This window comes from Kitasatospora sp. NPDC041988, assembly GCF_055588525.1.
The window spans coordinates 1-24,149 of the sequence record NZ_JBVJCO010000045.1; the positions used below are offsets into that span (position 1 = coordinate 1).

Below are 24,149 nucleotides of genomic sequence, written 5' to 3' on the forward strand. Positions count from 1 at the left end.
TTCTGCGGCTTGACGCCCCGTCCGACGTTTCAAACTCTAGCCGATCCCCGCTTCAGAAAGCGAATCCGGCCGCAATCCATATAAACGGGCACACCAAATAAGACCCGAGCCGCGTTGCCGAAAAAGACAAGGCGCAACCCAGCCCGAACCGGGAAATGATGTTTCTAGGGATTGGCCGCCCCGGGACCGTCCGCGCCGATGCGTGTCCGGTGCTCCATGCCGAGCGACTAGAGAACACTACGCCGATCCTCCGGGCGAAGCAAACGCCTCGGCGACTCGTAGCCACCCTTGAGCGACCGCTCAAATCTCTGCCATCATGGACGCCCATCGAAGTTGAGCAGTCGCTCAAACTCTCATTCGGGGGGCAGTCATGCCTGCTATCAGGCGGCCGGCCAGGCCGATCTACGTCGAGACGCAGATCCGGGCACCGATGGACGTGCTCTGGGACCTCACCCAGACACCACACAAGCACCAGCGCTGGGACGCACGCTTCACGCGGATCCGGTACGGAGCCTCTGCACAGGAGGAGGAGAGCGGAGAGTCGGGCCGCCCGGCTGCGATCCGCTTCCGCTACCTGCTCGGGCTGCCGGGCGGCCCGGCGCTCACGGGTACCGGGATCACCATGGCCGAGCGGTACCGGCCCGACGGGTCACGGATCAGCGCGCTGCGGTTCGTCGCCGATAACGGGCTCTCGCCGCTACAGGAGGGCTCCGGCTACTGGCGCTACGTGCCGGCTGTGTCGCCCTCCGACGGAACGGTCCAATTCGTCACGGGCTACCACTACCGGAGTTGGCGATGGCCCGGTGGTGCCCTCTTGGACCACTGGTTCGTACGCCCCGCCGTCGGATGGCTCACCGCGTGGTCGTTCGACCGGCTGCGGCTCTGGGCCGAGCGCGGGATCCCACCCGAACGCGCGCGCCTGCACGCCCTGGCCGAGACCGGTGCGCGGCTCGGGACCGCCGTCGCAGCCGCGCTGCTGACGGCCGGCGCGGCCGGCCCGGTCATAGGGACGGCCTGCGGCGGAGTCGTCCTCCTTCTCTCCGCACTTGTACCGCCCTCCCCCGTCACCCCTGCCGCCCGGCGTTGTGCGAGGCGCCCGGACAGGAAGAGCCCCGCCCGCAGCACCCGCCGGCCCCGCCTGCTCAACACCTTGGAGACGCCGTGACCATCGCCGCAGCCTCAGCACTCGCCACCACCGCCACCACCGCCACCTTCACCACCGCCTCGTCCATCGCTGCCGCCACGGCCGAGAGCGCCGGCCCGTCGATCTTCCGGCAGGCCCTGGGGGCAGACTTCGACCGGCTGCACCCCGAGCTCCAGCGCCGGTTCGGCTTCTCCTCCCAGGACGGCGTCGCCTGCATCGGCACCGGCCGGATGGAACGCATCCGACAGGGGGCCCGGTGGCTCGCCCCCTTGCTCCGGCTCGGGAGCCGGCAGAACATCCTCTTTCCGGAGCAGGGCCGCGATGTTCCGTTCACCATCGCCAATTACGCCTACCGGGACGGCTTCGGCCGGGAGACGGTCACCTTCGTGCGGACGTTCCAGTTCACCTGGCCCCGCCGCTTCGACGCGACGATGGTGGCCGCACCGCAGCAGCCGGGTACGGTCATCGACTTCCTGGGGACGCATCAGCACCTCGCCGTGGACCTGCACGTCCGGGTCACCGGGCGCGGCGGACTGCTGATCTCCTCCGGTGAGCAGCGGGTCTCCGCGCTCCCTGGTTCGCCGCGCTGGCCTGCCGTGCTGACCGGCCGGGCGGACCTGCACGAGTGGTTCGACGAGGAGGCCGGCCGGTTCCGCATCCAGGTCCGGGTGATCAACCCGCTGGTCGGCCTGGTGATGGGGTACCAGGGGTGGTTCACCGCGGAGTACCCCCAGGTCGGTCCTGAGGGCATTCCGAGCCATGTCCGCCCGGTCCGGGAGTCCGTCCGTACGTGAGCGGCCGGAACCGGCCGACGCCCGGACGGCGGAGCGGGGCCGCTACGCTGCCGCACATGAGCGACACACGCGAGCGGCTGATGGAGGCTGCCATCAGCGCGCTCAAACGGCAGGGAATCTCGGGGGTATCGGCACGCACGATCGCCGCCGAGATCGGTGCCAACCAGGCCCTGGTGTTCTACCACTTCAAGACGGTGGAGGGCCTGCTGGCCGCGGCCGCGCTACGCGAGACCGGGCTCCGGCTGGACCGCTACCGGCCGCACTTCGAGGCGGCGGGCTCGCTACGCGAACTGCTGAGCATCGGGCAGGACCTCAACGAGCAGGAACGGGCCGCGGGGAACATCGCCCTGCTCGGGCAGTTCCTGGCCGGTGCGACGGGCCATCCGCAGCTCGCGGAGGCGACGGCCGACGCGCTGCGGATGTGGACGGACGAGCTCCAGCGTGTCCTGGAGCGGCTGTACGCGGGGCATCCGCTCGCCGAGTTCCTCGATCTGCCGGGGCTTGCCCGTGCGGTGGCGGCGGCCTTCGTCGGGCTGGAGCTGTACGAAGGGGTGGACCCGCAGGGGGCGGCCGGGGCGTTCGCGGCGCTGGACCGGCTGGGCGTGCTGGTCGAGGTGGTGGACGGGCTCGGTCCGGTGGTGTCGCGGGCGGTCCGGGCCAAGGTGCGCCGCGAGGTCGGCCGCAACGGCGGGTCCGCGTAGCCGGAGCGACGTACCCCGAGCGACGACGGGAGGCCGCCGGCCGGATCCCGGGGAGAGGGGTCCGGCCGGCGGCCTTGGCGAAGCGGGGCTCAGCTGTTGGTCGGGAAGCCGAGGTTGATGCCGCCGTGCGAGGGGTCGAGCCAGCGCTGGGTGACGGCCTTGCCGCGGGTGAAGAACTGCACGCCGTCCGGGCCGTACGCGTGGGTGTCGCCGAACAGGGAGGCCTTCCAGCCGCCGAAGGAGTAGTAGGCGACCGGGACGGGGATCGGCACGTTGATGCCGACCATGCCGACCTCGACCTCGTACTGGAAGCGCCGGGCCGCGCCGCCGTCGTTGGTGAAGATGGCGGTGCCGTTGCCGTACGGGTTGGCGTTGATGAGGGCGACGCCCTCCTCGTACGAGGCGACGCGCACGACCGACAGCACCGGGCCGAAGATCTCGTCGTTGTAGACGGACATGCCGGGCTTCACGTGGTCGAACAGCGTCGGGCCGAGCCAGAAGCCGTCCGCCGTCGGGGCACCGTTCCTGTCCTCGGCGGTGATCGGGTGCTTGCGGCCGTCGACGGAGAGCTCGGCGCCGTCAGCGACGCCGGACTCCACGTAGGAGGTGACCTTGTCCCGGTGCTGGCCGGTGACCAGCGGGCCCATCTCGGACTCGCCGTTGCAGCCGGGGCCGACCTTCAGCTGGGCCATCCGCTGCTTGATCTTCTCGACCAGCTCGTCGCCGATCGGGTCGACCGCGACCAGGACCGAGATGGCCATGCAGCGCTCGCCGGCCGCGCCGAAGCCGGCGTTGATGGCGGCGTCGGCGCTGAGGTCGAGGTCGGCGTCGGGCAGGACGAGCATGTGGTTCTTGGCGCCGCCGAGCGCCTGGACGCGCTTGCCGTAGCGGGTGCCGGTCTCGTAGACGTACCGGGCGATCGGGGTGGAGCCGACGAAGCTGACCGACTTGATGTCGGGGTGCTCCAGCAGGCGGTCGACGGCGACCTTGTCGCCGTGCACGACGTTGAAGACGCCGTCCGGCAGACCGGCCTCCTTCCACAGCTCGGCGAGGAAGTTGGCCGCCGACGGGTCCTTCTCGGAGGGCTTCACCACGACGGTGTTGCCGGCCGCGATGGCGATCGGGAAGAACCACATCGGCACCATGGCCGGGAAGTTGAACGGCGAGATGATCGCGACCGGGCCGAGCGGCTGGCGGATCGAGTAGACGTCGATGCCGGTGGAGGCCTGCTCGGTGAAGCCGCCCTTGAGGAGCTGCGGGATGCCGCAGGCGTACTCGACGACCTCCAGGCCGCGGGCGATCTCGCCGAGCGCGTCGGAGTGCACCTTGCCGTGCTCGGAGACGATGATCGCGGCCAGCTCGTCGCGGCGGGCGTTGAGCAGCTCGCGGAAGCTGAAGAGGACGGTGCTGCGCTTGGCCACCGAGGCGTTGCGCCACTCGGTGAAGGCCGACGCGGCGGCGGCCACCGCCTGGTCGACCTCGGCGATCTCCGCGAAGTCGACGTGGCCCGCGACCTGGCCGGTGGCCGGGTCGAAGATGTCACCGCGGCGGGGAGCGGTGCCGGCGGTGGCGACCGGCTCGCCGCCGATCCAGTGGATGATGTGCTTGCTCAAGTCCGTCTGCCTCCGAAGTCCCGGGCGGCGTCCTGCCGTCGGTCCCTTGTCTGGCGCCGCCCGCGAGTGGGCCGGGCGACGGGATCACGGGGCTACCGCGCTCACCCCCCAGTCTGGTGGGCGCCGTGCCCGGCCTCAACGAACAGGCTGACGGGCATCGGGGATTCAGCCTTACAGGTCGTAGGCCGGCTGGGCCGAACGGGCGAAGCTCAGCGCTCTTCCGCTTCCGCGGCCTCTTCCTCGACGTCCTCCAGGTACGGGTCGTGCAGCCCGTCCGGGGCCTCCTGCGTCTCCAGCAGGTCCAGCCGGAGGTCCTGCGCCCAGGCCAGCGCCCACCGCTTCAGCCCGTCGACCGCGCTACCGGCGACGCCGCGGGCGCGGAACCGCCCGTCGGCGGCGTCGGCCAACGTCTCCAGGCGGTCGGCGAGGACGGTGGGCTGGAGGTCCGTGTCCAGCGCGCCGGCCAGCGCGAGCAGCTCGCCCTCCCGGTACCAGGCGGTCAGCGCGTGCACGTCGACCAGGTCGCGCGGCAGGCCGCGGTCGGCGAGCAGCGCGGTGGCCAGCGCGGCCGCGTCCTCCAGGGCGACTGCGGTCATCGGCAAGGGCTCCTCCGGTACGCCGAGGTCCAGGCGTACCGGGCGGTGGCCCAGCGGCTCCTTGCGCAGCTCCACCGTGTGTGTCCGCCCGCCGAGGGTCAGCCGGACGGAGAGCTGTTCCAGGCGCGGCGTGCCAGGGCGTTCGGCGACCCCGCCGCCGGCCGCGCGGTAGGCGACGGCCAGCTCGGCGGCGGCCTGCGGCAGGTCGGTGCCGCCGCTGGTCACCAGGGTGAGCCCGTCCTGGGCGCTGGCCGGCACCCCGTGTGCGCGCAGCGCGTGCCCGCCGGCGAGGGCGAGTCCGAGCCGGTCGCAGACGGGCCGGGCCAGCTCGGCGAGCCGCAGCTGGGCCGGGCCGGGGCGGAGGGGAGCGTCGACGGCGCCCGGGGCGGTGGTCACGCTTCCAGTCTGACGCGGCCGCCCGCCCCGCGCGCCTACGCGCCGGGCGTCCCCCTCACCGGGAGCCGCCGATCCAGAAGCACCTTCACCGGGAGCCGCCTGCCCGGAAGCACCTTCACCGGGAGCCGCCGGCCCAGAAGCCCCCTCACCAATCGCTGAGCCGGGCGGCGGCCTCGTGCAGGGCGAGTTCCAGCACGACCGGATCGTTGAGCCGCCCGGAGCCGTCGGGCGGGACGAGCCAACGCACGCCCCGGCTGCGCCGCGCGGGGTGCGGGACGACGATCCAGGTGCCGTCGCCCGCGGTGCGCACGCCGGTGCCGATCCAGCGGGCTGCGGTGCCGACGGGGACGAGAAAGCCGACGCTCTCGCCGCCGAAGTCGGTGAGGACCGGGCCGCAGGAGCGGCCGTCCAGGATGTCGAGGACGGGACGGCCGAGCCGACCCGGCACCGAGAGGACGTCCCAGCGCCGGCCGGCGGGCAGCAGCATCAGGCCCAGTCCGGTGCGTTCCCACTGCTCCCGGAAGGCCTCCGGGTCCGGTGCCGCCTCGGCGAGCCAGTGCAGTCCGGTGCTCTCCATGGTCCTGTCCCCGTCTCTCAGCGCCGCTACCGGTCGTAGCTCACTGGTCGTGGCGCGACGGGACACCAAGACCCGCCGTCACCAACGAGAGGCGGACGGCGGGTCTCTCTTACACGGGTAGCCGGATCACGTGATCCGAATGGCTCAGCTGTCGAAGCCCAGCCCCATCCGGTCGAGGGTGCGCAGCCAGAGGTTGCGCCGGCCGCCGGTCCGGTCGGCGCGCTCGAGCGAGCGGGTGGTGATCTCGATCCCGGCCCAGCGGACCGGCTCGGGTGGGAACGGCAGCGGCTTGCTGCGCACCATCTCCAGCGAGGTGCGTTCGGTCCGGGCGCCCTCCAGCAGGTCGAGCATCACCTCGGCACCGAAGCGGGTGGCGCCGACGCCGAGTCCGGTGTAGCCGGTCGCGTAGGCGACGCGGCCCCGGTAGGCGGTGTCGAAGAACGCCGAGAACCGGCTGCAGGTGTCGATCGCGCCGCCCCAGGCGTGGGTGAAGCGGAGCCCCTCCAGCTGGGGGAAGCAGCGGAAGAAGTTCTGCGCAAGGGTCCGGAAGGTCTCCGGCCGCTGGTCGTACTCGTGCCGGACGCGCCCGCCGTAGTGGTAGACCGCGTCGTAGCCGCCCCACAGGATCCGGTTGTCCGCGGAGAGCCGGAAGTAGTGGAACTTGTTGGCGCTGTCGCCGAGCCCCTGCCGGCCGCGCCAGCCGATCGCGGCGAGCTGCTCGGCGTTGAGCGGCTCGGTCATCAGCGCGTAGTCGTACACCGGTACGACGTACGGGCGGACCCGCTTGACCAGGGACGGGAAGACGTTGGTGCCGAGCGCGACGCGGCGGGCGAGGATCCGCCCGTACGGGGTGCGGACGGCCATGCCGCTGCCGTACTCGCGCAGGTCGAGGGCCCGGGTGTGCTCGAAGATCCGCACGCCCTGGCCCAGGCAGGCGTCCTTGAGGCCCCAGGCGAGCTTGGCGGGGTGGACCATCGCCACGCCCTCCTTGTCCCAGAGCCCGCCGAGGAAGGTCGGCGAGTCGACCTCGGCGCGCAGCGCGTCGGCGTCGAGGACGGTGATGTCGAGGCCGTACTCGGTGACGGCCTCGGCGATCTCGTGCAGTTCCTCGACCTGGTGGGGCTGGGTGGCGACGTCGATCTCGCCGGTGCGCTCCCACTCGGCGTCAATGCCGTACCGCTTGAGGGTGGCCTCGATGCCGTCCAGGTTGGCGGCGCCGAGGCGTTCCAGCTGGGCGAGTTCGCCGGGCCAGCGCTGGAGGCCGTTGCCGAAGCCGTGGGTCAGGCTGGCCGCGCAGAATCCGCCGTTGCGCCCGGACGCGGCCCATCCCACCTCGTTGCCCTCGACCAGGACGACGTCGAGCGAGGGGTCGCGCTCCTTGGCGAGGAGGGCGGTCCAGAGTCCGGAGTAGCCGCCGCCGACGACCAGCAGGTCGCACTTGACGTCGCCGACCAGGGCGGACAGCGCCTCCGGCCGGCCCGGGTCCTCCAGCCAGAAGGGGGTGGGCCTGGCGTCACTGAGTGCGCGGGCGGAGTCCATGCATTATCAGCCACTTTCAGAACATAGGGGTTGGTTTGTCGGCCGTGTTCGACGGTACGTCGGCCGGTACCGCGGGCAGGTACCTCAGCCCGTGGCCTTGCGGCGGTTGCCGAGCCACTGGCCGCCCACGGTGAGCCCGACGGCGGCGATGAACATCGCGGTGCCGATGACGTTCACCTGCACCGGGATGCCGCGCTGCGAGGCGCCCCAGACGAACATCGGGAAGGTGACCGTGGTCGGGCCCGAGTTGAACTGGGTGATGATGAAGTCGTCGAAGGAGAGCGCGAAGCTGAGCAGCGCGCCTGCGGCGATGCCGGGGGCGGCGAGCGGCAGGGTGACCCTCAGGAAGGTCTGGACGGGGGTGGCGTAGAGGTCCTGGGCGGCCTGTTCGAGCGTCGGGTCCATGCTCATCACGCGCGCCTTGACCGCCGTCACCACGAAGCTGAGGCAGAACATGATGTGCGCGATCAGGATGGTGGTGAAGCCGAACGGGATGCGCATGTTGAGGAAGAGGGTGCCGAGCGAGGCGGCCATCACCACCTCGGGCATGGCCATCGGCAGGAAGATCATCGCGGTGGTGGCGGAGCGGCCGCGGAAGCGGTAGCGGGCCAGCGCGAAGGCGACCATGGTGCCGAGGACGGTGGCGCCGATGGTGGCGAGCACCGCGACCTGGAGGCTCAGCGAGAGCGACTGGCACATGTCGGCGACGCCGCAGGGGTCGGTCCAGGCGTCGGTGGAGAACTCGGACCACTCGTAGTTGAACTTGCCGACCGGCTTGTTGAACGAGAAGGCGAGGACCACCAGGTTGGGCAGCACCAGGTAGGCCAGGGCCAGCAGGCCGGCCAGCACCACCAGGTGGGCGCGGATCCATGTGAACACTCGGGACATCAGACCAGTTCCTCCGTCCCGGCCTTGCGCATGTAGACCGTCACCATGCCCAGGATCAGGGCCATCAGGATGAAGCTCAGCGCGGCCGCCGTGGGGTAGTCGAGCACGTTCAGGAACTGCTTCTGGATGCCGTTGCCGACCATCTGCTCGCTCGGCGAGCCCAGCAGCTGGGCGTTGATGTAGTCACCGGACGCCGGGATGAAGGTGAGCAGCGTTCCCGCGACCACGCCGGGCAGCGAGATCGGGAACGTCACCTTGCGGAAGGTGGTGAACGGGCGGGCGTAGAGGTCGCCGGCCGCCTCGTGCAGGCGCGGGTCGATCCGCTCCAGCGAGGTGTACAGCGGCAGGATCATGAACGGCAGGAAGTTGTAGGTGAGGCCGCAGACCACGGCGAGCGGTGTGGCCAGGACCCGGTCGCCGGAGGTGAGACCGACCGCGCTGGTGACGTCCAGGATGTGCAGGGCGTTGAGCGCGCCGACCACCGGGCCGCCGTCCGAGAGGATCGTCTTCCAGGCCAGCGTGCGGATCAGGAAGCTGGTGAAGAACGGCGCGATCACCAGGATCAGGATGACGTTGCGCCAGCACTTGCTCGCCTTGAAGGCGATCGTGTACGCGAGCGGGTAGCCGATGGCCAGGCACATCACGGTCGCGGTGGCGGCGTAGCCGAACGAGCGGACGAAGTGCCAGCGGTACTCGACCAGGGCGTCCCAGTAGGTGGCGAAGTGCCAGGTGACGCGGAAGCCGTCCTCCAGCGAGCCGGTCTGCAGGGAGGTGGAGCCCTGGTAGACCATCGGCACCGCGAAGAAGACCACCAGCCAGGCGATGCCGGGCAGCAGCAGCCAGTACGGGGTGAGCCGGCGCTTCTGCTTCGGGGCCGCTCCGGGGAGCGGGCTGCCGTCGGGCGGTATGGACTGTGGCGGTGCCGCCGGGGTGGTGGTGGTCATGCCGCCTCCTCCCCGGTGCCCGCGTCGATCGCCTGCGCGGCGTCCAGGGCGAAGGAGTGCGCCGGGTTCCAGTGCAGGACGACCGGTGCGCCGGGGACGATCCGGGCGTCGCGCTCCATGTTCTGCTCGAAGACGGTGAGCTCCTGGCCGCCGTCGGTGCGCACCAGGTACTGGGTGGAGACGCCGATGAAGCTGGAGTCGACCACGGTGGCGGCCAGCCGGTTGCGGCCCTCGGCGACCTCGGCGGAGGTGTGCTCGATGGTGATCTTCTCCGGCCGAACGCCGAGGTGGACCTTCTTCGCCTCGGTGGCGCAGCGGGCCTTCGGGACGGCGAGCCGGACGCCGCCGGCGGTGAGCAGCAGGTCCTCGCCCTCGCCGCCGGTGACCTCGGCGGGCAGCAGGTTGGACTGGCCGAGGAAGTTGGCCACGAAGGTGGTGGCGGGGTTCTCGTAGAGGTCGGCTGGCGCGCCGAGCTGTTCGACCCGGCCGCCGTTCATCACCGCGATGGTGTCGGCCATGGTCATGGCCTCCTCCTGGTCGTGGGTGACGTGGACGAAGGTGATGCCGACCTCGGTCTGGATCCGCTTGAGCTCCAGCTGCATCTGGCGGCGGAGCTTGAGGTCGAGGGCGCCGAGCGGCTCGTCCAGGAGCAGCACCTGCGGGTGGTTGATCAGCGCGCGGGCGACGGCGACTCGCTGCTGCTGGCCGCCGGAGAGCTGGTGCGGCTTGCGCCGGGCGTACTGGCCGAGTTCGACCAGCTCCAGCATCTCGTCGACCTGCTTCTTGACGTCCTTGCGGCCGCGACGGCGCAGGCCGAAGGCGATGTTCTCGAAGATGTCGAGGTGCGGGAAGAGCGCGTAGCTCTGGAAGACGGTGTTCACCGGCCGCTTGTACGGGGGCAGGGTGGTGACGTCCTGGCCGCCGATCAGGACGGTGCCGCTGGTGGGCTCCTCCAGGCCGGCGATCATCCGCAGGGTGGTGGTCTTGCCGCAGCCGGAGGCGCCGAGCAGGGCGAAGAAGGAGCCCTGCGGGACGGTCAGGTCGAGCGGGTGGACGGCGGTGAAGGAGCCGTAGGTCTTGCCGATGCCGGTGAGGCGGACGTCGCCGCCGGTGGCCGCGGAGCGCTGCTGCTCTGTCATGGGTGGTGTCTCTCTGGTTCTCTGCCGTCAGTGGGGGTCAGGCGCCGATGAGCTTGGAGAACTTCTCCTCGAAGCCGCTCTCCTCGGTCTCGCTGAGGGTCCGGAAGACGTGCGCCTTGGCCGCCATCTCGGGGGTGGGGACGACCAGCGGGTTGGCCGCGCTGTCCGGGGCGAGGGCGGCCAGCTCCTCCTGCATCCCGGCGACGGCGGAGACGTAGCCGATGCCCGCGACCAGCTGCGCCGCGATCTTGGGCTGATAGTAGAAGTCGATCAGCTTCTCTGCGTTGGCCTTGTGCTGCGCCTTGGCCGGGACCAGCATGTTGTCCGTCGCGGTGACGAAGCCCTTCTCCGGGATCACGAACTCGATGTCCGGGTTGTCCGCCCGCAGTTGGATCAGGTCGCCGCCCCAGGCGACGCAGGCCGCGATGTCGCCGGAGGAGAGCTCCTGGCCGTAGTCGTTGCCGGTGAAGCGGCGGATCTGCTTGTTGTCCACGGCCTTCTGCAGTCGCGCGATCGCCGCGTCGTAGTCGTCGGCGGTGAACTTCGCCGGGTCCTTGCCCATGTCCACCAGGGTCATCCCGATGCTGTCCCGCATCTCGGAGAGGAAGGTGACGCGGCCCTTGAGGTCCGGGTCCTCCAGCAGCTGCGCGATGCTGGTGACCGCCTTCCCCTTGGTGGCCTTCTTGTTGTAGGCGACCACCGTCTGGATGCCGGCCCAGGGGTAGCTGTAGAGCCGGCCCGGGTCCCAGTCGGGGGCGCGGAAGCGCGACTCGACGTTGGTGATGGCGGTGGTGACGTTGGCCGGGTTGAGCTTCTGTGCCCAGCCGAGCCTGATCAGCCGGGCGGCCATCCAGTCGGTGAGCACCATCAGGTCGCGGCCGGTGTCCTGGCCGGCCGCGAACTGCGGCTTGACCTTGCCGAAGAACTCGACATTGTCGTTGACGTCCTCGGTGTACCTGACCTTGACCCCGGTGGCGGCGGTGAAGGCCTCCAGCGTGCCGTGCTTCTCCTTGTCCTCCTCGTCGGTGTCGACGTAGAGCGGCCAGTTGGAGAAGTTCACCTCCTTCTCGCTGTCCGAGAGGTCCTTGGCGGCGTTCGCGGTGGAATCACCGGTCCCGGCGGTCCTGGCGGGCGGGATGCCGCAGGCGGCCAGGCTGCCCGCGCCGGCGGTGAGGGCGGCGGCCCGCAGCACGGTCCGCCTGCTGAGGGCGGCCCGGCCGCCGGTCAGACTGCGTTCCCAGGCCTTGCGGACCGGTTCCGACAGGCCGTCGGTGAGCTCGTTGAACGCCATGGAACGGGCCTCCTGGGGGAGAAGGGGGGTGTGGGGGTCCACCCGGCCGGTTATCTGTCTCCGAAGACGGTGCGGTGCCAGTCCTTGCGGGCGACCGCGGTGGTGTCGAACATGACGTGCTTGACCTGGGTGTACTCGTCCAGCGAGTACTGCGACATGTCCTTGCCGTAGCCGGAGGACTTGTAACCGCCGTGCGGCATCTCGCTGATGATCGGGATGTGGTCGTTGACCCAGACGCAGCCGGCCGCGATCTCCCGGGTGGCCCGCAGCGAGCGGTGGACGTTGCTGGTCCAGGCCGAGGCGGCCAGGCCGTACGGGGTGTCGTTGGCCAGCCGCAGGCCCTCGTCGTCGCTGTCGAAGGGCAGCACGACCAGAACCGGGCCGAAGATCTCGCCCTGGACGATCTCGCTGTCCTGGGTGGCGCCGGTGACCAGGGTGGGCGCGTAGTAGGCGCCGCGGGTGAGGTCGGTGCCGTCGTGGCCCTTCCCGGGGGCGCGGCCGCCGGTGACGACGGTCGCGTACGAGCGGGCGCGCTCGACGAAGCCGGCCACCCGGTCGCGGTGGGTGAAGGAGACGAGGGGGCCGAGGTCGGTCTGCGGGTTCAGCGGGTCGCCGAGCCGGATCGCGCCGTACAGCTCGGCGACGCCGGCCACGAAGGCCTCGTAGAGCGGGCGCTGCACGTAGGCGCGGGTCGCCGCGGTGCAGTCCTGGCCGCCGTTGATCAGGGAGGCGGCGACCGCGCCGTGTACGGCGGCGTCCAGGTCGGCGTCGTCGAAGACCACGAACGGGGCCTTGCCGCCGAGCTCCAGGTGGGTGCGCTTGACGCCCGTGGTGGCGAGTTCGGCGACCCGCCGGCCGACCGGGGTGGAGCCGGTGAAGGAGACCATCGCGACGTCCGGGTGGGAGACCAGGTGCTCGCCCGCGGTGCGCCCGGCGCCGGTGACGACGTTGACCACGCCGTCCGGGATGCCGGCCGCGGTGCAGGCCCGGGCGAACATCAGCGAGGTCAGCGGGGTCAGTTCGGCCGGCTTGAGGACGATCGTGTTGCCCGCCGCGATGGCCGGGAGGATCTTCCAGGCGGCCATCTGCAGCGGGTAGTTCCACGGCGAGATCGAGCCGACCACGCCGATCGGCTCGCGCCGCACGTACGAGGTGTGGTCGCCGGAGTACTCGCCGGCCGCCTTGCCCTCCAAGTTGCGGGCGGCCCCGGCGAAGAACGCGGTGTTGTCGATGGTGCCGGGGACGTCGAACTCGGTGGCGAGCTTGACCGGCTTGCCGGTCTGCGCGGTCTCCACCGCGGCGAGGTCGGCGGCGGCGTCGGTGAGGACGCCGGCCAGCCGGGTCAGTGCCTCGGAGCGGGCGCCCGGGGTGGCACCGGCCCACTCGGGCAGCGCGGCCCGGGCGGCGGCCACGGCGGCGTCCACCTGCTCGGTGGAGGCCAGGGAGACCTGCTCGACGACGCTGCCGTCGGCCGGGTTGACGACCTGGAAGGGCTCGCCGCCACCCCGGCTCTGCCGGCCCGCGATGTACTGCGCGCCTGCCCCGAAGTCGGTCAGGTCCATCTGGTTCCTCCAAGTGCCCGGTGGTTCGACGGCCTGCGGTTCGACTGCCCGTACGGCCTGCCGATCGGCTGATCCCCGCCATGCTGCCCGTGCCGGCGGGCACGGGGCCCGTACCGGCGTCGTACGACTGGTCGAGTCGCCGCGCCCCGGGGTACGGGGGGAATCCGGTCCGGTCGATCACCGGGAGCGCGATCCTGACAGCCGTGCGTTACCCCGGCAAGGGATTCCGCTGTTGCTTTCTGGTTACGCGACGGATTCCGACGGTGATGTCGTGTTTCGCCACAGCCGACCCGCTGACCATGCCCGGTGCCGCCCGGGCGTGACAAGGGTCACTGCGACAAGCGCGGCACAAAGGGCCTTACAGGGTGGAAGGGTTCGGGCAGGGCAACAGATCGTCGCCGCGAGGGATGATTTACCTGACACTCTGAACCCTGGAGGCCCGCGATGCTCCCCACCGTCGCCCGTGTGCTCGACCTTGAGGTGATGCGGCGCGGTCTCCCCCAGGTCGTCGCCGGCGCCGGCCATCTGGAGCGCCCGGTCCGCTGGGTCCACGTCAGCGAACTGCCCGACGTCGCCGGCGTCCTCCAGGGCGGCGAGCTGGTGCTGACCACCGGCATCGCACTGCCCGAGCACCGCGAGGGCCTGGCGCAGTACGTGCGCGAGCTGGACGAGGTCGGGGTGGCCGGGCTGGTCATCGAGTTCGGCCGGCGCTACTTCGACTCGCTGCCGCGCGCGCTCGTCCACGCCGCCGAGCAGCGCGGCCTGCCGCTGATCGCGCTCCGCCGCGAGCTGCGCTTCGTCGCCGTCACCGAGGCCGTGCACGCCCTGGTGGTCAACGCCCAGCTGGAGCAGCTGCGCATCTCCGAGGCGGTCCACCAGGTCTTCAACGAACTGGTGGTGGAGGGCGCCGAACCGGCCGAGGTCGTCCGCCAGGTGGCCCGGATGGCCGGCGGGCCCGTCGTCCTGGAGAACCTCGCCCACCAGGTGCTCGCGCACGACACCGCGGGCCGGCCCGAGACCGAGCTGCTGGAGGACTGGGAGCGCCGCTCCCGCGGGGTCCGCCCGGCCGGGCGGACCGGCCACGACCCGCGCAGCGGCTGGCTGGTGACCACCGTCGGAGCCCGCGGCCAGGACTGGGGCCGGCTCGTCCTGGTGCAGGACCCGGGGCCGCTGCCGGAGGGCGGTACCCACCCTCACACCATGCTGCTGGAGCGCGGGGCCTCCGCGCTGGCGCTCAACCGGCTGGTGGTCCGCGACCGGGAGAGCCTGGAGCGGCAGACCCACCGCACCCTCCTCTCCGGCATCCTGACCCACGCGCTGACCGTCTCCGAGGTCGCCCTGCGCGCCCAGGCGCTCGGCGTGCCGCTGGAGAGCCGACGGCTGGTCGGCGTGGTGCTGCGCCAGCGCCGCGGGCCGATCCCGGCCGCCCTGGAGGCGCAGGCCCGGCTGCGCGACTTCACCGAGCTGGCGGCGAGCGCCGTCCGCGTCTGCCGGCTCTCCGCCCTGGTCGGCGCGCTGGACGACGAGGGCGTGGGCGTACTGATCGCGCTCGGCACCCAGCAGGACGAGCACGCCGCTCTGGACGCCTTCGCCGCGGCGCTGCGCCGGCTGACCGCGGAGGCCCACCGGGACGCCGCCCCCGTACCGGCCCCGGTGGTCGCGGTCGGCTCCTCGGTCGGCTCGGTCCGCGACGCCCGGCGCACCCTGCTGGAGGCCACCCAGGTCGCCGACGCCGCCCTGCACGACGCACCCGGCGGCCGGGCCGCCGCCTACTACCGGCTGCCCGACGTCCGGCTGCGCGGCCTGCTGCACCTGCTGCGCGACGACGCCCGGCTGCAGACCTACGTGGAGCGCGAACTGGGCCCGCTGCTCGCCTACGACGCCGAGCACAACGCCCAGTTGGTGCAGATGCTGCGGATCTACCTGGAGCAGGGCCGGAACAAGTCCGCGGCGGCCGACGCCGCGCACCTGTCCCGGCCGTCCTTCTACGACCGGCTGCACAAGGTCGAACGGATCCTCGGCGTCGACCTCGACCAGGTGGAGTCCTGTCTCTCCCTGCACGTCGCGCTGCTCGCCCTGGACGCGGTACGCAGGTGACGGCCGGACCAGCGGTGACGCGTCGGTGAGCGCCGGACCGGCGGCGATGCGTCGGTGAGAGTCAGACCCCGGTGATGCGCCCCCAGACCTTGTGCAGGCCGGGCCGCTCGGCCGAGGTGACGTCGCGCATGGTGTGCAGCCGGGCCCGCATCTCATCGGTCGGGAAGAGCAGCGGGTGCTCCGCCAGCTCGGCCTTCTCCCTCTCCCCGCTGGCCGCCAGCACCTCGCGGGCGGCCGGCACCGGGCAGATGTACTGCACGGCGGCGGCCAGTTCGGCGGCCACCTCGGGCCGGTAGTAGTGGTCGATCAGCAGCTCGGCGTTGCGCTTGTGCCCGGCCCGGTTGGGGATCAGCAGGCTCTCCGCCCAGAGCTCGCCGCCCTCCTCCGGCACCACGAACGCGATGTCCGGGTTCTCGGCCGTGAGTTGGACGGCGTCGCCGGAGTACGCCTGGCAGGCCAGCGCGGCGCCGGAGGCCAGGTCGCTGGTGTAGTCGTTGCCGGTGAAACGGCGGATGTGCCGGGCGTCGACCATCTTCTGCACCAGGTCCATCGCCCGGTGCGCGTCGTCCTCGGTGAAGGCCGCGAGGTCGGCACCGTGCGCCAGCATCAGCAGGCCGAGCGCCTCGTCCAGCCCGGCGAACAGGGTGACCCGGCCCTTGAGGTCGGGCGCCCAGAGGTCGGCGGTGGACTTGATCTCCCGGCCGAGCTCCTTGCGGTTGTAGGCGATGCCGGTGATGCCGGACTGCCACGGCACGCTGCGCCGCCGCCCGGGGTCGAACGCCGGACTGGCCAGCTGCGGGTCCAACTGGGCGGTGACGTTGGGCAGGTTGGCCCGGTCCATGGTCTGCACCCAGCCGAGCGAGACGTACCGTCCGGCCATCCAGTCGCTGACCACCATCAGGTCGCGGCCGGGGTCGGTGCCCTGGGTGAGCACCGGGCCGATCTTGCCGAAGAACTCGTCGTTGTCGTTGATGTCCTCGGTGTAGGTGACCTCGATCCCGGTCCGCTCGGTGAACGCGTCGAGGGTGGGGCGTCCGCCCTCGTCGTCGGTGTCGATGTACTGCGTCCAGTTGGAGAAGGCCAGCCGCTGCTCGCGCTCCGAGCGGTCGGGGGCGGAGCGGCGGTCCTCGGCCACGTACGCGGACGGGATGCCGCAGCCGGTCAGGGTGCCGAGGCCGAGCAGCCCGGCGGTGCCGAGCACGCTGCGGCGGGTCGGCCGGCGGCGGCCGCCCGGGCGGGTGAGGGTGGTGCTGGACATGGTGGGGCCTCCGGGGCATGGGACGGCCCCGGGCGCACGGGCAACCCGGGGCCGTCCTGTCGGTAGGTCAGACAGTGTGCGCGTCGGTGAGCGACAGCACCTCGTCGAGCACCGCGAGGCCGGCCTTGGCCTCCTCCTCGGTGACGGTGCACGGCGGGACGACGTGGAACCGGTTCATGTTGACGAACGGCCAGAGCCCGCGCTGCTTGCAGGCCGCGGCCAGCTCGGCCATCGGCGCGTTGGCGGCGCCGGCGGCGTTGTACGGCACCAGCGGCTCGCGGGTGGTGCGGTCCTTGACCAGGTCCAGCGCCCAGAACACGCCGAGGCCGCGCACCTCGCCGATCGAGGGGTGGCGCTCGGCCAGCTCGCGCAGGCCGGGGCCGAGGACGTTCTCGCCGATGTGCTTCGCGTTCTCGACGATGCCCTCCTCCGCCATCACCTTGATGGTGGCGACGGCCGAGGCGCAGGCCAGCGGGTGGCCGGAGTAGGTGAGCCCGCCGGGGAACGGCCGCTCGGCGAAGGTGGCGGCGATCTCGGCGTTGATCGCCACGCCGCCCAGCGGCACGTAGCCCGAGTTGACGCCCTTGGCGAAGGTCATCAGGTCCGGCGTGACACCCCAGTGATCGGCGGCGAACCAGGCGCCGGTACGGCCGAACCCGGCCATCACCTCGTCCAGGATGAAGACGATCCCGTACCGGTCGCAGATCTCCCGCACCCCGGCCAGGTAGCCCTGCGGCGGGATCAGGATCCCGGCAGTGCCGACCACCGTCTCCAGGATGATCGCCGCGACGGTGCCCGGGCCCTCGAAGGCGATCATCTCCTCCAGGTGCTGCAGCGCGCGCTCGCACTCCTGCGCCTCGTTCTCGGCGTGGAAGGGGGAGCGGTAGGCGTACGGGCCCCAGAAGTGGACCACACCGGAGACCCCGGTCTCGTTGGCCCAGCGGCGCGGGTCGCCGGTGAGGGCGATCGCGTTGGCGGTGGCGCCGTGGTACGAGCGGTAGGTCGACATGATCTTCTGCCGGCCGGTGTGCAGCCGGGCCATCCGGATGGCGTTCTCGACGGCCTCGGCGCCACCGTTGGTGAAGAAGATCTTGTCCAGGTCACCGGGGGTGCGCTCGGCGATCAGCCGGGCCGCCTCGCTGCGGGCCTCGACGGCGAAGCCGGGCGCGATGGTGCAGAGCTTCCCGGCCTGCTCCTGGATCGCCGCGACCACCTTCGGGTGCTGGTGCCCGATGTTGGTGTTCACCAGCTGCGAGGAGAAGTCCAGGTAGCGGTTGCCCTCGTAGTCCCAGAAGTAGGAGCCTTCGGCGCCGGCCACCGCGAGGGGGTCGATCAGCGCCTGGGCGGACCACGAGTGGAAGACGTGCGCGCGGTCGGCGGCCTTGACGGCCTGGCCGGCAGCTGAGTCAGCGGTGGGGATGCTCATGCGGCAAGGCTAGGGAGTCACGCCCCGGAAATGCAGGTTCATCTTGTCAGGCGGTCACGCCAACGGCCGACAGGGTGACAAGACACAGGGCCCGGGTCACAGAGACCCGGGCCCATTGTCAGATCACACGATCATTCACTTCTCTGAGTGCGCTTCGGAGCGCGATCCGGATCGCGGCTCAGATCGCGGCCCGGATCGCGGCTCAGACTGCTTCAGATCCCGGTTCAGGTCCCGGTTCAGATCGCCGTCATGACGTGCTTCACGCGGGTGTAGTCCTCGAAGCCGTAGGAGGAGAGGTCCTTGCCGTAGCCGGACTTCTTGAAGCCACCGTGCGGCATCTCGGCGACCAGCGGGATGTGGGTGTTGATCCAGACGCAGCCGAAGTCCAGCCGGCGCGACATCCGCATCGCACGGGCGTGGTCCTTGGTCCACACCGAGGAGGCCAGCGCGTACTCCACCCCGTTGGCGTAGCCGACAGCCTGGTCCTCGTCGGAGAACTTCTGCACGGTGATGACCGGGCCGAAGACCTCGTTCTGGATGATCTCGTCGTCCTGGTTCAGGCCGGAGACGACGGTCGGGGCGTAGAAGTAGCCCTTGTCGCCGACCCGGTGGCCACCGGCCTCGACCTTGGCGTGCGCGGGCAGGCGCTCGATGAAGCCGGTGACCTGCTGCAGCTGGTTGGCGTTGTTCAGCGGGCCGTAGAGCACGTCCTCGTCGTCCACGCCGCCGGTCTTGGTCTCGGCAGCGGCCTTGGCCAGCGCCTCGACGAAGGCGTCGTGGATCGACTCGTGCACCAGCACGCGGGTGGCGGCAGTACAGTCCTGGCCCGCGTTGAAGAAACCGGCCACCGAGATGCCCTCGACCGCCTCGGCGATGTCGGCGTCCTCGAAGACCACGACCGGGGCCTTGCCGCCCAGCTCCAGGTGGACGCGCTTGACGTCCTTGGAGGCGGACTCGGCGACCGAGATGCCGGCGCGCACCGAACCGGTGATGGAGGCCATCGCCGGGGTGGGGTGCTCGACCATGGCCTTGCCGGTCTCGCGGTCGCCGCAGATCACGTTGAAGACGCCGGCCGGCAGGTCCAGCTCCTTGAGCACGCCGCCGATGATCTCGGCGAGCAGCACGGTGGAGGCCGGGGTGGTGTCGGAGGGCTTGAGCACGACGGCGTTGCCGGCGGCGATGGCCGGGGCGAACTTCCAGACGGCCATCATCATCGGGTAGTTCCACGGCGCGACCTGGGCGCAGACGCCGACCGGCTCGCGGCGGATGATCGAGGTCATCCCATCCATGTACTCACCGGCGGCCTTGCCCTCCAGCAGGCGGGCGGCGCCGGCGAAGAAGCGGATCTGGTCCACCATCGGGCCGATCTCCTCGGAGAGGGTCAGCGCGCGGGGCTTGCCGGTGTTGCGCACCTCGACGTCGACGATCTCGTCGGCGCGCGCCTCGACCGCGTCCGCGATCTTGAGGAGCAGCTTCTGCCGGGTGCTCGGGGTGGCGTCGCGCCAGACCGGGAAGGCCGCGGCGGCGGAGGCCATGGCGGCGTCGACGTCGGAGGCGCCGGACAGCGGGGACGTCGCGTAGACCTCGCCGGTGGTGGGGTCCACGATGTCGAGCGTGCGGCCGTCCGCCGCATCGACGAACTCACCGTTGATGTAGTTGCGCAGCGTGCGAAGGTCGCTCACGGGTCTCTCCTCGGTCTGGGCCTGCGGCGTTGCAGATTCCGGCGCCATGGTACGTCGGCGGGTCCGCCGGACGAAGGGTGCCGAGTGGCCGGGCCGGAAGCGGCGCGGTCCACTGGTTGGGGGTACGCCCGCTGCGCTGCGAAGCTGCGCGCGTACCGGGCCAGGGTAGCCGCACGGCTGCGGTAATCGACAGACCAACTCCGATATCACGATGAAATCCGCATGGGATTTCCAAGATCACGACGAAATCAGCAGCTCTCTCGCTTGCGAAGGCAGGAACGATCAGGCACAGTTGCGGCGTGGCCAACCGCGACCGGAACGCCAGCGTTCCCCTCGACGCCGCCTCCAAGGCGATCATCGAGCAGCTCCAGGAGGACGGGCGCCGCCCGTACGCCGCCATCGGCAAGGCCGTCGGCCTGTCCGAGGCAGCCGTACGGCAGCGCGTCCAGAAGCTGCTCGACCAGGGCGTGATGCAGATCGTCGCCGTCACGGACCCGCTCACCGTCGGCTTCACCCGCCAGGCGATGGTCGGAATCCGGGTAGAGGGCGACATCGAGCCCGTCGCCGACGCGCTGGCCGCCCTCGACGAGGTCGACTACGTCGTCTGCACCGCAGGCTCGTTCGATCTCCTGGCCGAACTGGTCTGCGAGGACGACGAGCACCTGCTCGAACTGATCAACAAGCGCATCCGCGCCCTTCCCGGCGTGCGGAGCACCGAGAGCTTCGTTTACCTGAAGCTCCGGAAACAGACCTACACCTGGGGCACCCGATGACAGCCGACCCGGCGCAGAAGGACCTTTCCAAGACCGCCTACGACCACCTGTGGATGCACTTCACCCGCATGTCGTCGTACGAGAACTCCCCCGTGCCGACGATCGTCAAGGGCGAAGGCACCTACGTCTGGGACGACAAGGGACGCAAGTACCTCGACGGCCTCGCCGGCCTGTTCGTCGTCCAGGCCGGCCACGGCCGCGAGGAGCTGGCCGAGGCCGCTGCCAAGCAGGCCAAGGAGCTCGCCTTCTTCCCGGTGTGGAGCTACGCCCACCCGAAGGCAGTCGAGCTGGCCGAGCGCCTGGCCAACTACGCCCCGGGCGACCTGAACAAGGTCTTCTTCTCCACCGGTGGTGGCGAGGCCGTCGAGACCGCCTGGAAGCTCGCCAAGCAGTACTTCAAGCTGACCGGCAAGCCGACCAAGTACAAGGTCATCTCGCGCGCCGTCGCCTACCACGGCACCCCCCAGGGCGCCCTGTCGATCACCGGCCTGCCGGGCCTGAAGGCCCCGTTCGAGCCGCTGGTGCCGGGCACCCACAAGGCCCCGAACACCAACATCTACCGCGCCCCGGCCTTCCTGGAGAGCCCCGACGGCACGGTCGACCCCGAGGCCTACGGCCGCTGGTGCGCCGACGAGATCGAGGTGGCCATCCTCAACGAGGGCGCCGAGACCGTCGCCGCCGTCTTCGTCGAGCCGGTGCAGAACGCCGGTGGCTGCTTCCCGCCGCCGCCCGGGTACTTCCAGCGCCTGCGCGAGATCTGCGACCGCCACGACGTGCTGCTGGTCTCGGACGAGGTCATCTGCGCCTTCGGCCGCCTGGGCACCATGTTCGGCGCCGACAAGTTCGGCTACCAGCCCGACATGATCACCTGCGCCAAGGGCATGACCTCGGGCTACTCGCCGATCGGCGCCACGATCATCTCGGACCGCCTCGCCGAGCCGTTCTACAAGGGTGACAACACCTTCCTGCACGGCTACACCTTCGGTGGCCACCCGGTCTCCTCCGCGGTGGCGCTGGCCAACCTCGACATCTTCGAGCGCGAGGGCCTCAACCAGCGCGTGCTGGACAACGAGGCGAACTTCCTCGGCACCCTGAACAAGCTGCGCGACCTGCCGATCGTCGGCGACGTCCGCGGCAACGGGTACTTCTACGGCATCGAGCTCGTGAAGGACAAGGTCACCAAGGAGTCGTTCAACGACGACGAGGTCGAGCGCGTGCTCTACGGCTTCCTGTCGAAGGCGCTCTTCGACAACGGCCTGTACTGCCGCGCCGACGACCGTGGCGACCCGGTCATCCAGCTGGCGCCGCCGCTGATCTCCGACCAGTCGACCTTCGACGAGATCGAGCAGATCCTGCGGGTCAGCCTCACCGACGCGTGGGCGAAGATCTGACGACCCGATCTTTCTTCCTCACCCTCCGCCGATGGGCGGCCCCGCTTCCCGCGGGGCCGCCCATCGGTGTTTTCCGGCGGGTGGTCGCACCCGTCCCGCAGGCGGCCGCACCTTTTCTCACAGGCACCCGCTTACCGCAGACACCCGCTTCCCACAGGCACCGCACGTTTTCCGCCGCGATCCCGCACCGAAGACGAATCAAACACGCCTGATTGCGGGTGATTTGCCCCTGATGGTCCAGTGCGCCGCAACCGCGCCTGGTCCCAATCGTTCTAATCTGACGACTGTCATATCCCTGCAGCCACCCAGGATGGAACCTCATGTCAGCGGCCCCGCCTGACAACGACGTGCTGTGGGCCCGGGGGATGGTCAAGTCCCATCACGGCACCCCCGCCCTGCGCGGTATCTCGCTCGGCGTCCGGGAGGGCGAGGTGCTGGCCGTCACCGGCCCGCGCGGCTCCGGCAAGAGCACACTGCTCGGCTGTCTCTCCGCCCTCCTCCCGGTCGACGAGGGCGAGGTCTGGTTCAACAGCGCCCCCGTCCACACCCTCGGCCGGGCCGGCCGCGAACGGCTGCGCCGCGACCGCTTCGGCTTCGTCGGCTCCGAACCGCACCTGGTGCCCGAGCTGACCGCCCGCGAGAACGTCGCCCTGCCGCTGCTGCTGGCCGGCGCCGGCAACAAGGCCGCGTACACCGCCGCCGACGAGTGGCTGGAACGCCTCGACGTCGGCGAGATCGCCCGGCTGCGGCCCGACCGGCTGATCCAGAGCCAGCGCCAGCGGATCGCCGTCGCCCGGGCGCTCGCCCCGCTGCCGCCGGTGGTCTTCGCCGACGACCCGACCGCCCCGCTCCACCGCGAGGCCGCCGACCAGGTCCTGCGGATACTGACCAGCGCGGCCCGCTCGCACCAGCTCACGCTCGTCCTGGCCACCCACGACCCCGAGCTCGTCAGGTTCGCGGACCGCGCCGTCGCCCTCGTCGACGGACGGCTGGCCGCGCCCGCCGCGCCCGTCCCGCGCACCACCGCCGGGTTCACCGGGACGACCGGGACCACCGCCGCGCCGGGAGCCACCGGGGCGTCCGCCGTATCGGCCACGCGCCGCTGACGCCGCCCCGCCGCTGAAAGAGTCGACGTGTTCTATCTCCGTCTGGCCCGGGGCTACCGGGTGCTCGACCTCGGCCGCTGGCTGCTCACCGCCGTGGCCGGCGCGGTCGTCGCCGCCTTCCTGCTACGGGCCCTCGGCCGGGCGATGAGCGACCCGCCGGGCGGCGGCGACACCCTCGCCCGCCTGCTCTGGTGCCTGCCCCCGCTGGCCGCGGTCGCCTGGTTCGCCGCCGTGGCCGCCCGCGCCGTCCCCGCCCAGCGGCCCGAACGGATCACCGGCCTCACCGCCGCCGGGGCCGGGTCGGCCCGGATCCGGGCCCTGATCGCCGGCGAGGTCGCGCTCGCCTGCACCCTCGGCTCCGTGCTGACCCTGCTGCTCTTCCTGGTCCTTCGCAACGACATCGCCGGACCCTCGCTCGCCCCCGACCTCGGGATGGGGGTCAAGCTGCCGGCCGCCGCACCGGTCACCCTGCTCGCCCTGGTACCGCTCACCGCCGGGATCGCCGCAGCCGGCGCGGTGCCGCTCGCCGAGACCCTGCCCGGCCGCCCGCGGCCGGTCCGGACCGGCTTCGGCCCGATGCGGATCGCGCTGCCGGTCGGCATGGCCGTGATCGGCCTCGCGCTGGAGCTGATCGCCCTGCGGCCCGGCGCCGCCGTCGACGGCCGCCCGATCCACCTGCCGGCCGGGCTCGGCACCACCAGCACCGCCGCCCTCGGCGGCTGGGCCGCGAGCGCCCTAGGCCTCGCCCTGCTGACCGGACCGCTGCTCTCCTGGGCCGGCCGGCTGCTCGCGCTCGGCCGGCCGACCCCGCTGCGGCTGCTGGCCGGGCGGGGCCTGACCGCGCAGGCCCGCCGGCTCGGACCCCCACTGGCCGTCCTCGCCCTGGCGTTCGCGCTGGTGCTCACCACCATCCGCTACTGGATCGGCACGCCCGACAGCGCCGACGCCCTGCCCGCCGTCGAGGCCTGCCTGGTGCTCAGCTGCACGGCGGCCGCCGTGGCGGCCCGGCTCGCCGAGCTGCGCAGCGCCCGCCGGGACGTCGCCGACGCGCTGCTGCGACTCGGCGCCTCACCCCGGCTGCTGGCCGGGGCGGTGGCGCTGCGGACGCTGGCGGTCGGCACCGTCCTGCTGGTCACCGGCGGGCTCACCGCCGTCCTGGCGGCCGCCGGTCTGCGCTGAGCCGCCGCTCGCCCCGGGTTTTCCCAGCCGGCCGGTGCTTCCCCGGGGCTCTC

Annotated in this window: 20 protein-coding genes; 8 read left to right on the forward strand and 12 right to left on the reverse strand. The window is 71.4% G+C overall.

The annotated features are described in order from the left end of the window. Positions 1–370: 370 nt before the first annotated feature. Genes ACZ6NC_RS32895 through ACZ6NC_RS32905 form a run of 3 tightly spaced genes read left to right on the forward strand, consistent with a single transcriptional unit; the run spans position 371 to position 2,639 of the window. Positions 371–1,165 (forward strand): hypothetical protein, encoded by a 795-nt coding sequence (locus tag ACZ6NC_RS32895; RefSeq protein ID WP_465737522.1) that lies wholly within the window; start codon positions 371–373, stop codon positions 1,163–1,165. Next, positions 1,162–1,938 (forward strand): DUF4166 domain-containing protein, encoded by a 777-nt coding sequence (locus tag ACZ6NC_RS32900; protein ID WP_465737523.1) that lies wholly within the window; start codon positions 1,162–1,164, stop codon positions 1,936–1,938. The genes ACZ6NC_RS32895 and ACZ6NC_RS32900 overlap by 4 nt, the downstream gene beginning before the upstream one ends. Positions 1,939–1,994: 56 nt before the next feature. Further along, positions 1,995–2,639, forward strand: a complete 645-nt coding sequence (locus ACZ6NC_RS32905; protein WP_465737524.1) for a TetR/AcrR family transcriptional regulator — start codon at positions 1,995–1,997, stop codon at positions 2,637–2,639. Positions 2,640–2,728: 89 nt separating this feature from the next. Here ACZ6NC_RS32905 and ACZ6NC_RS32910 read toward each other — a convergent pair whose 3' ends face one another. From ACZ6NC_RS32910 to ACZ6NC_RS32950, 9 genes are all read right to left on the reverse strand, one after another. Continuing rightward, entirely contained in the window at positions 2,729–4,252 is a 1,524-nt protein-coding gene (locus ACZ6NC_RS32910) for a CoA-acylating methylmalonate-semialdehyde dehydrogenase (RefSeq protein ID WP_465737525.1), read from the reverse strand. Between the two features lie 209 nt (positions 4,253–4,461). After that, positions 4,462–5,244 carry a hypothetical protein gene (locus tag ACZ6NC_RS32915; protein WP_465737526.1) on the reverse strand — a complete coding sequence of 261 codons (783 nt, stop codon included), beginning with the start codon at positions 5,242–5,244 and terminating at the stop codon, positions 4,462–4,464. 145 nt (positions 5,245–5,389) lie between these two features. Continuing rightward, entirely contained in the window at positions 5,390–5,821 is a 432-nt protein-coding gene (locus tag ACZ6NC_RS32920) for a bifunctional DNA primase/polymerase (protein ID WP_465737527.1), read from the reverse strand. A 144-nt stretch (positions 5,822–5,965) separates the two neighbouring features. After that, the gene (locus ACZ6NC_RS32925; protein ID WP_465737528.1) at positions 5,966–7,360 is read right to left on the reverse strand and encodes an NAD(P)/FAD-dependent oxidoreductase; all 1,395 of its coding nucleotides are present in this window, start codon (positions 7,358–7,360) and stop codon (positions 5,966–5,968) included. 84 nt (positions 7,361–7,444) lie between these two features. Next, positions 7,445–8,248: an ABC transporter permease gene (locus ACZ6NC_RS32930; protein ID WP_465737529.1), complete on the reverse strand. Its 804-nt coding sequence runs from the start codon at positions 8,246–8,248 to the stop codon at positions 7,445–7,447. After that, entirely contained in the window at positions 8,248–9,192 is a 945-nt protein-coding gene (locus ACZ6NC_RS32935) for an ABC transporter permease (RefSeq protein WP_465737530.1), read from the reverse strand. The genes ACZ6NC_RS32930 and ACZ6NC_RS32935 overlap by 1 nt, the downstream gene beginning before the upstream one ends. Next, positions 9,189–10,331: an ABC transporter ATP-binding protein gene (locus tag ACZ6NC_RS32940; protein ID WP_465737531.1), complete on the reverse strand. Its 1,143-nt coding sequence runs from the start codon at positions 10,329–10,331 to the stop codon at positions 9,189–9,191. The genes ACZ6NC_RS32935 and ACZ6NC_RS32940 overlap by 4 nt, the downstream gene beginning before the upstream one ends. 37 nt (positions 10,332–10,368) lie before the next feature. Further along, positions 10,369–11,622, reverse strand: a complete 1,254-nt coding sequence (locus tag ACZ6NC_RS32945) for an ABC transporter substrate-binding protein (protein ID WP_465737532.1) — start codon at positions 11,620–11,622, stop codon at positions 10,369–10,371. A gap of 50 nt (positions 11,623–11,672) precedes the next feature. Further along, a complete protein-coding gene (locus ACZ6NC_RS32950; RefSeq protein WP_465737533.1) occupies positions 11,673–13,184 on the reverse strand; it encodes a gamma-aminobutyraldehyde dehydrogenase in 1,512 nt (503 codons plus the stop codon). Between the two features lie 444 nt (positions 13,185–13,628). On the opposite strand from ACZ6NC_RS32950, the gene ACZ6NC_RS32955 reads away from it, so the two are divergent. Beyond that, complete coding sequence (locus ACZ6NC_RS32955) at positions 13,629–15,281, forward strand: PucR family transcriptional regulator (RefSeq protein ID WP_465737534.1); 1,653 nt, start codon at positions 13,629–13,631, stop codon at positions 15,279–15,281. A gap of 61 nt (positions 15,282–15,342) precedes the next feature. On the opposite strand, the gene ACZ6NC_RS32960 is transcribed toward ACZ6NC_RS32955, so the two are convergent. The 3 genes from ACZ6NC_RS32960 to ACZ6NC_RS32970 form a co-directional block, all read right to left on the reverse strand. Then, the gene (locus tag ACZ6NC_RS32960; RefSeq protein ID WP_465737535.1) at positions 15,343–16,539 is read right to left on the reverse strand and encodes a polyamine ABC transporter substrate-binding protein; all 1,197 of its coding nucleotides are present in this window, start codon (positions 16,537–16,539) and stop codon (positions 15,343–15,345) included. Positions 16,540–16,606: 67 nt separating this feature from the next. Next, positions 16,607–17,965 carry an aminotransferase class III-fold pyridoxal phosphate-dependent enzyme gene (locus ACZ6NC_RS32965; protein WP_465737536.1) on the reverse strand — a complete coding sequence of 453 codons (1,359 nt, stop codon included), beginning with the start codon at positions 17,963–17,965 and terminating at the stop codon, positions 16,607–16,609. A 236-nt stretch (positions 17,966–18,201) separates the two neighbouring features. Continuing rightward, entirely contained in the window at positions 18,202–19,695 is a 1,494-nt protein-coding gene (locus ACZ6NC_RS32970; protein ID WP_465737537.1) for a gamma-aminobutyraldehyde dehydrogenase, read from the reverse strand. Between the two features lie 251 nt (positions 19,696–19,946). On the opposite strand from ACZ6NC_RS32970, the gene ACZ6NC_RS32975 reads away from it, so the two are divergent. From ACZ6NC_RS32975 to ACZ6NC_RS32990, 4 genes are all read left to right on the forward strand, one after another. After that, the gene (locus tag ACZ6NC_RS32975) at positions 19,947–20,420 is read left to right on the forward strand and encodes an Lrp/AsnC family transcriptional regulator (RefSeq protein ID WP_030243538.1); all 474 of its coding nucleotides are present in this window, start codon (positions 19,947–19,949) and stop codon (positions 20,418–20,420) included. Beyond that, positions 20,417–21,811, forward strand: a complete 1,395-nt coding sequence (locus tag ACZ6NC_RS32980) for an aspartate aminotransferase family protein (protein ID WP_396325959.1) — start codon at positions 20,417–20,419, stop codon at positions 21,809–21,811. The genes ACZ6NC_RS32975 and ACZ6NC_RS32980 overlap by 4 nt, the downstream gene beginning before the upstream one ends. Positions 21,812–22,131: 320 nt before the next feature. Beyond that, positions 22,132–22,917: an ABC transporter ATP-binding protein gene (locus ACZ6NC_RS32985; protein WP_465737538.1), complete on the forward strand. Its 786-nt coding sequence runs from the start codon at positions 22,132–22,134 to the stop codon at positions 22,915–22,917. 27 nt (positions 22,918–22,944) lie between these two features. Continuing rightward, positions 22,945–24,096: a hypothetical protein gene (locus ACZ6NC_RS32990; protein ID WP_465737539.1), complete on the forward strand. Its 1,152-nt coding sequence runs from the start codon at positions 22,945–22,947 to the stop codon at positions 24,094–24,096. Positions 24,097–24,149: the final 53 nt, after the last annotated feature.

Excerpts from the sequence above, each read along its gene's own strand:
- ACZ6NC_RS32950 (WP_465737533.1), bottom strand. The coding sequence starts at position 13,184 with ATGGACCTGACCGACTTCGGGGCAGGCGCGCAGTACATCGCGGGCCGG.
- ACZ6NC_RS32965 (WP_465737536.1), bottom strand. The coding sequence starts at position 17,965 with ATGAGCATCCCCACCGCTGACTCAGCTGCCGGCCAGGCCGTCAAGGCC.
- ACZ6NC_RS32925 (WP_465737528.1), bottom strand. The coding sequence starts at position 7,360 with ATGGACTCCGCCCGCGCACTCAGTGACGCCAGGCCCACCCCCTTCTGG.
- ACZ6NC_RS32970 (WP_465737537.1), bottom strand. The coding sequence starts at position 19,695 with ATGGCGCCGGAATCTGCAACGCCGCAGGCCCAGACCGAGGAGAGACCC.
- ACZ6NC_RS32935 (WP_465737530.1), bottom strand. The coding sequence starts at position 9,192 with ATGACCACCACCACCCCGGCGGCACCGCCACAGTCCATACCGCCCGAC.
- ACZ6NC_RS32980 (WP_396325959.1), top strand. The coding sequence starts at position 20,417 with ATGACAGCCGACCCGGCGCAGAAGGACCTTTCCAAGACCGCCTACGAC.
- ACZ6NC_RS32985 (WP_465737538.1), top strand. The coding sequence starts at position 22,132 with ATGTCAGCGGCCCCGCCTGACAACGACGTGCTGTGGGCCCGGGGGATG.
- ACZ6NC_RS32905 (WP_465737524.1), top strand. The coding sequence starts at position 1,995 with ATGAGCGACACACGCGAGCGGCTGATGGAGGCTGCCATCAGCGCGCTC.
- ACZ6NC_RS32930 (WP_465737529.1), bottom strand. The coding sequence starts at position 8,248 with ATGTCCCGAGTGTTCACATGGATCCGCGCCCACCTGGTGGTGCTGGCC.
- ACZ6NC_RS32920 (WP_465737527.1), bottom strand. The coding sequence starts at position 5,821 with ATGGAGAGCACCGGACTGCACTGGCTCGCCGAGGCGGCACCGGACCCG.
- ACZ6NC_RS32955 (WP_465737534.1), top strand. The coding sequence starts at position 13,629 with ATGCTCCCCACCGTCGCCCGTGTGCTCGACCTTGAGGTGATGCGGCGC.
- ACZ6NC_RS32895 (WP_465737522.1), top strand. The coding sequence starts at position 371 with ATGCCTGCTATCAGGCGGCCGGCCAGGCCGATCTACGTCGAGACGCAG.
- ACZ6NC_RS32940 (WP_465737531.1), bottom strand. The coding sequence starts at position 10,331 with ATGACAGAGCAGCAGCGCTCCGCGGCCACCGGCGGCGACGTCCGCCTC.
- ACZ6NC_RS32945 (WP_465737532.1), bottom strand. The coding sequence starts at position 11,622 with ATGGCGTTCAACGAGCTCACCGACGGCCTGTCGGAACCGGTCCGCAAG.
- ACZ6NC_RS32960 (WP_465737535.1), bottom strand. The coding sequence starts at position 16,539 with ATGTCCAGCACCACCCTCACCCGCCCGGGCGGCCGCCGCCGGCCGACC.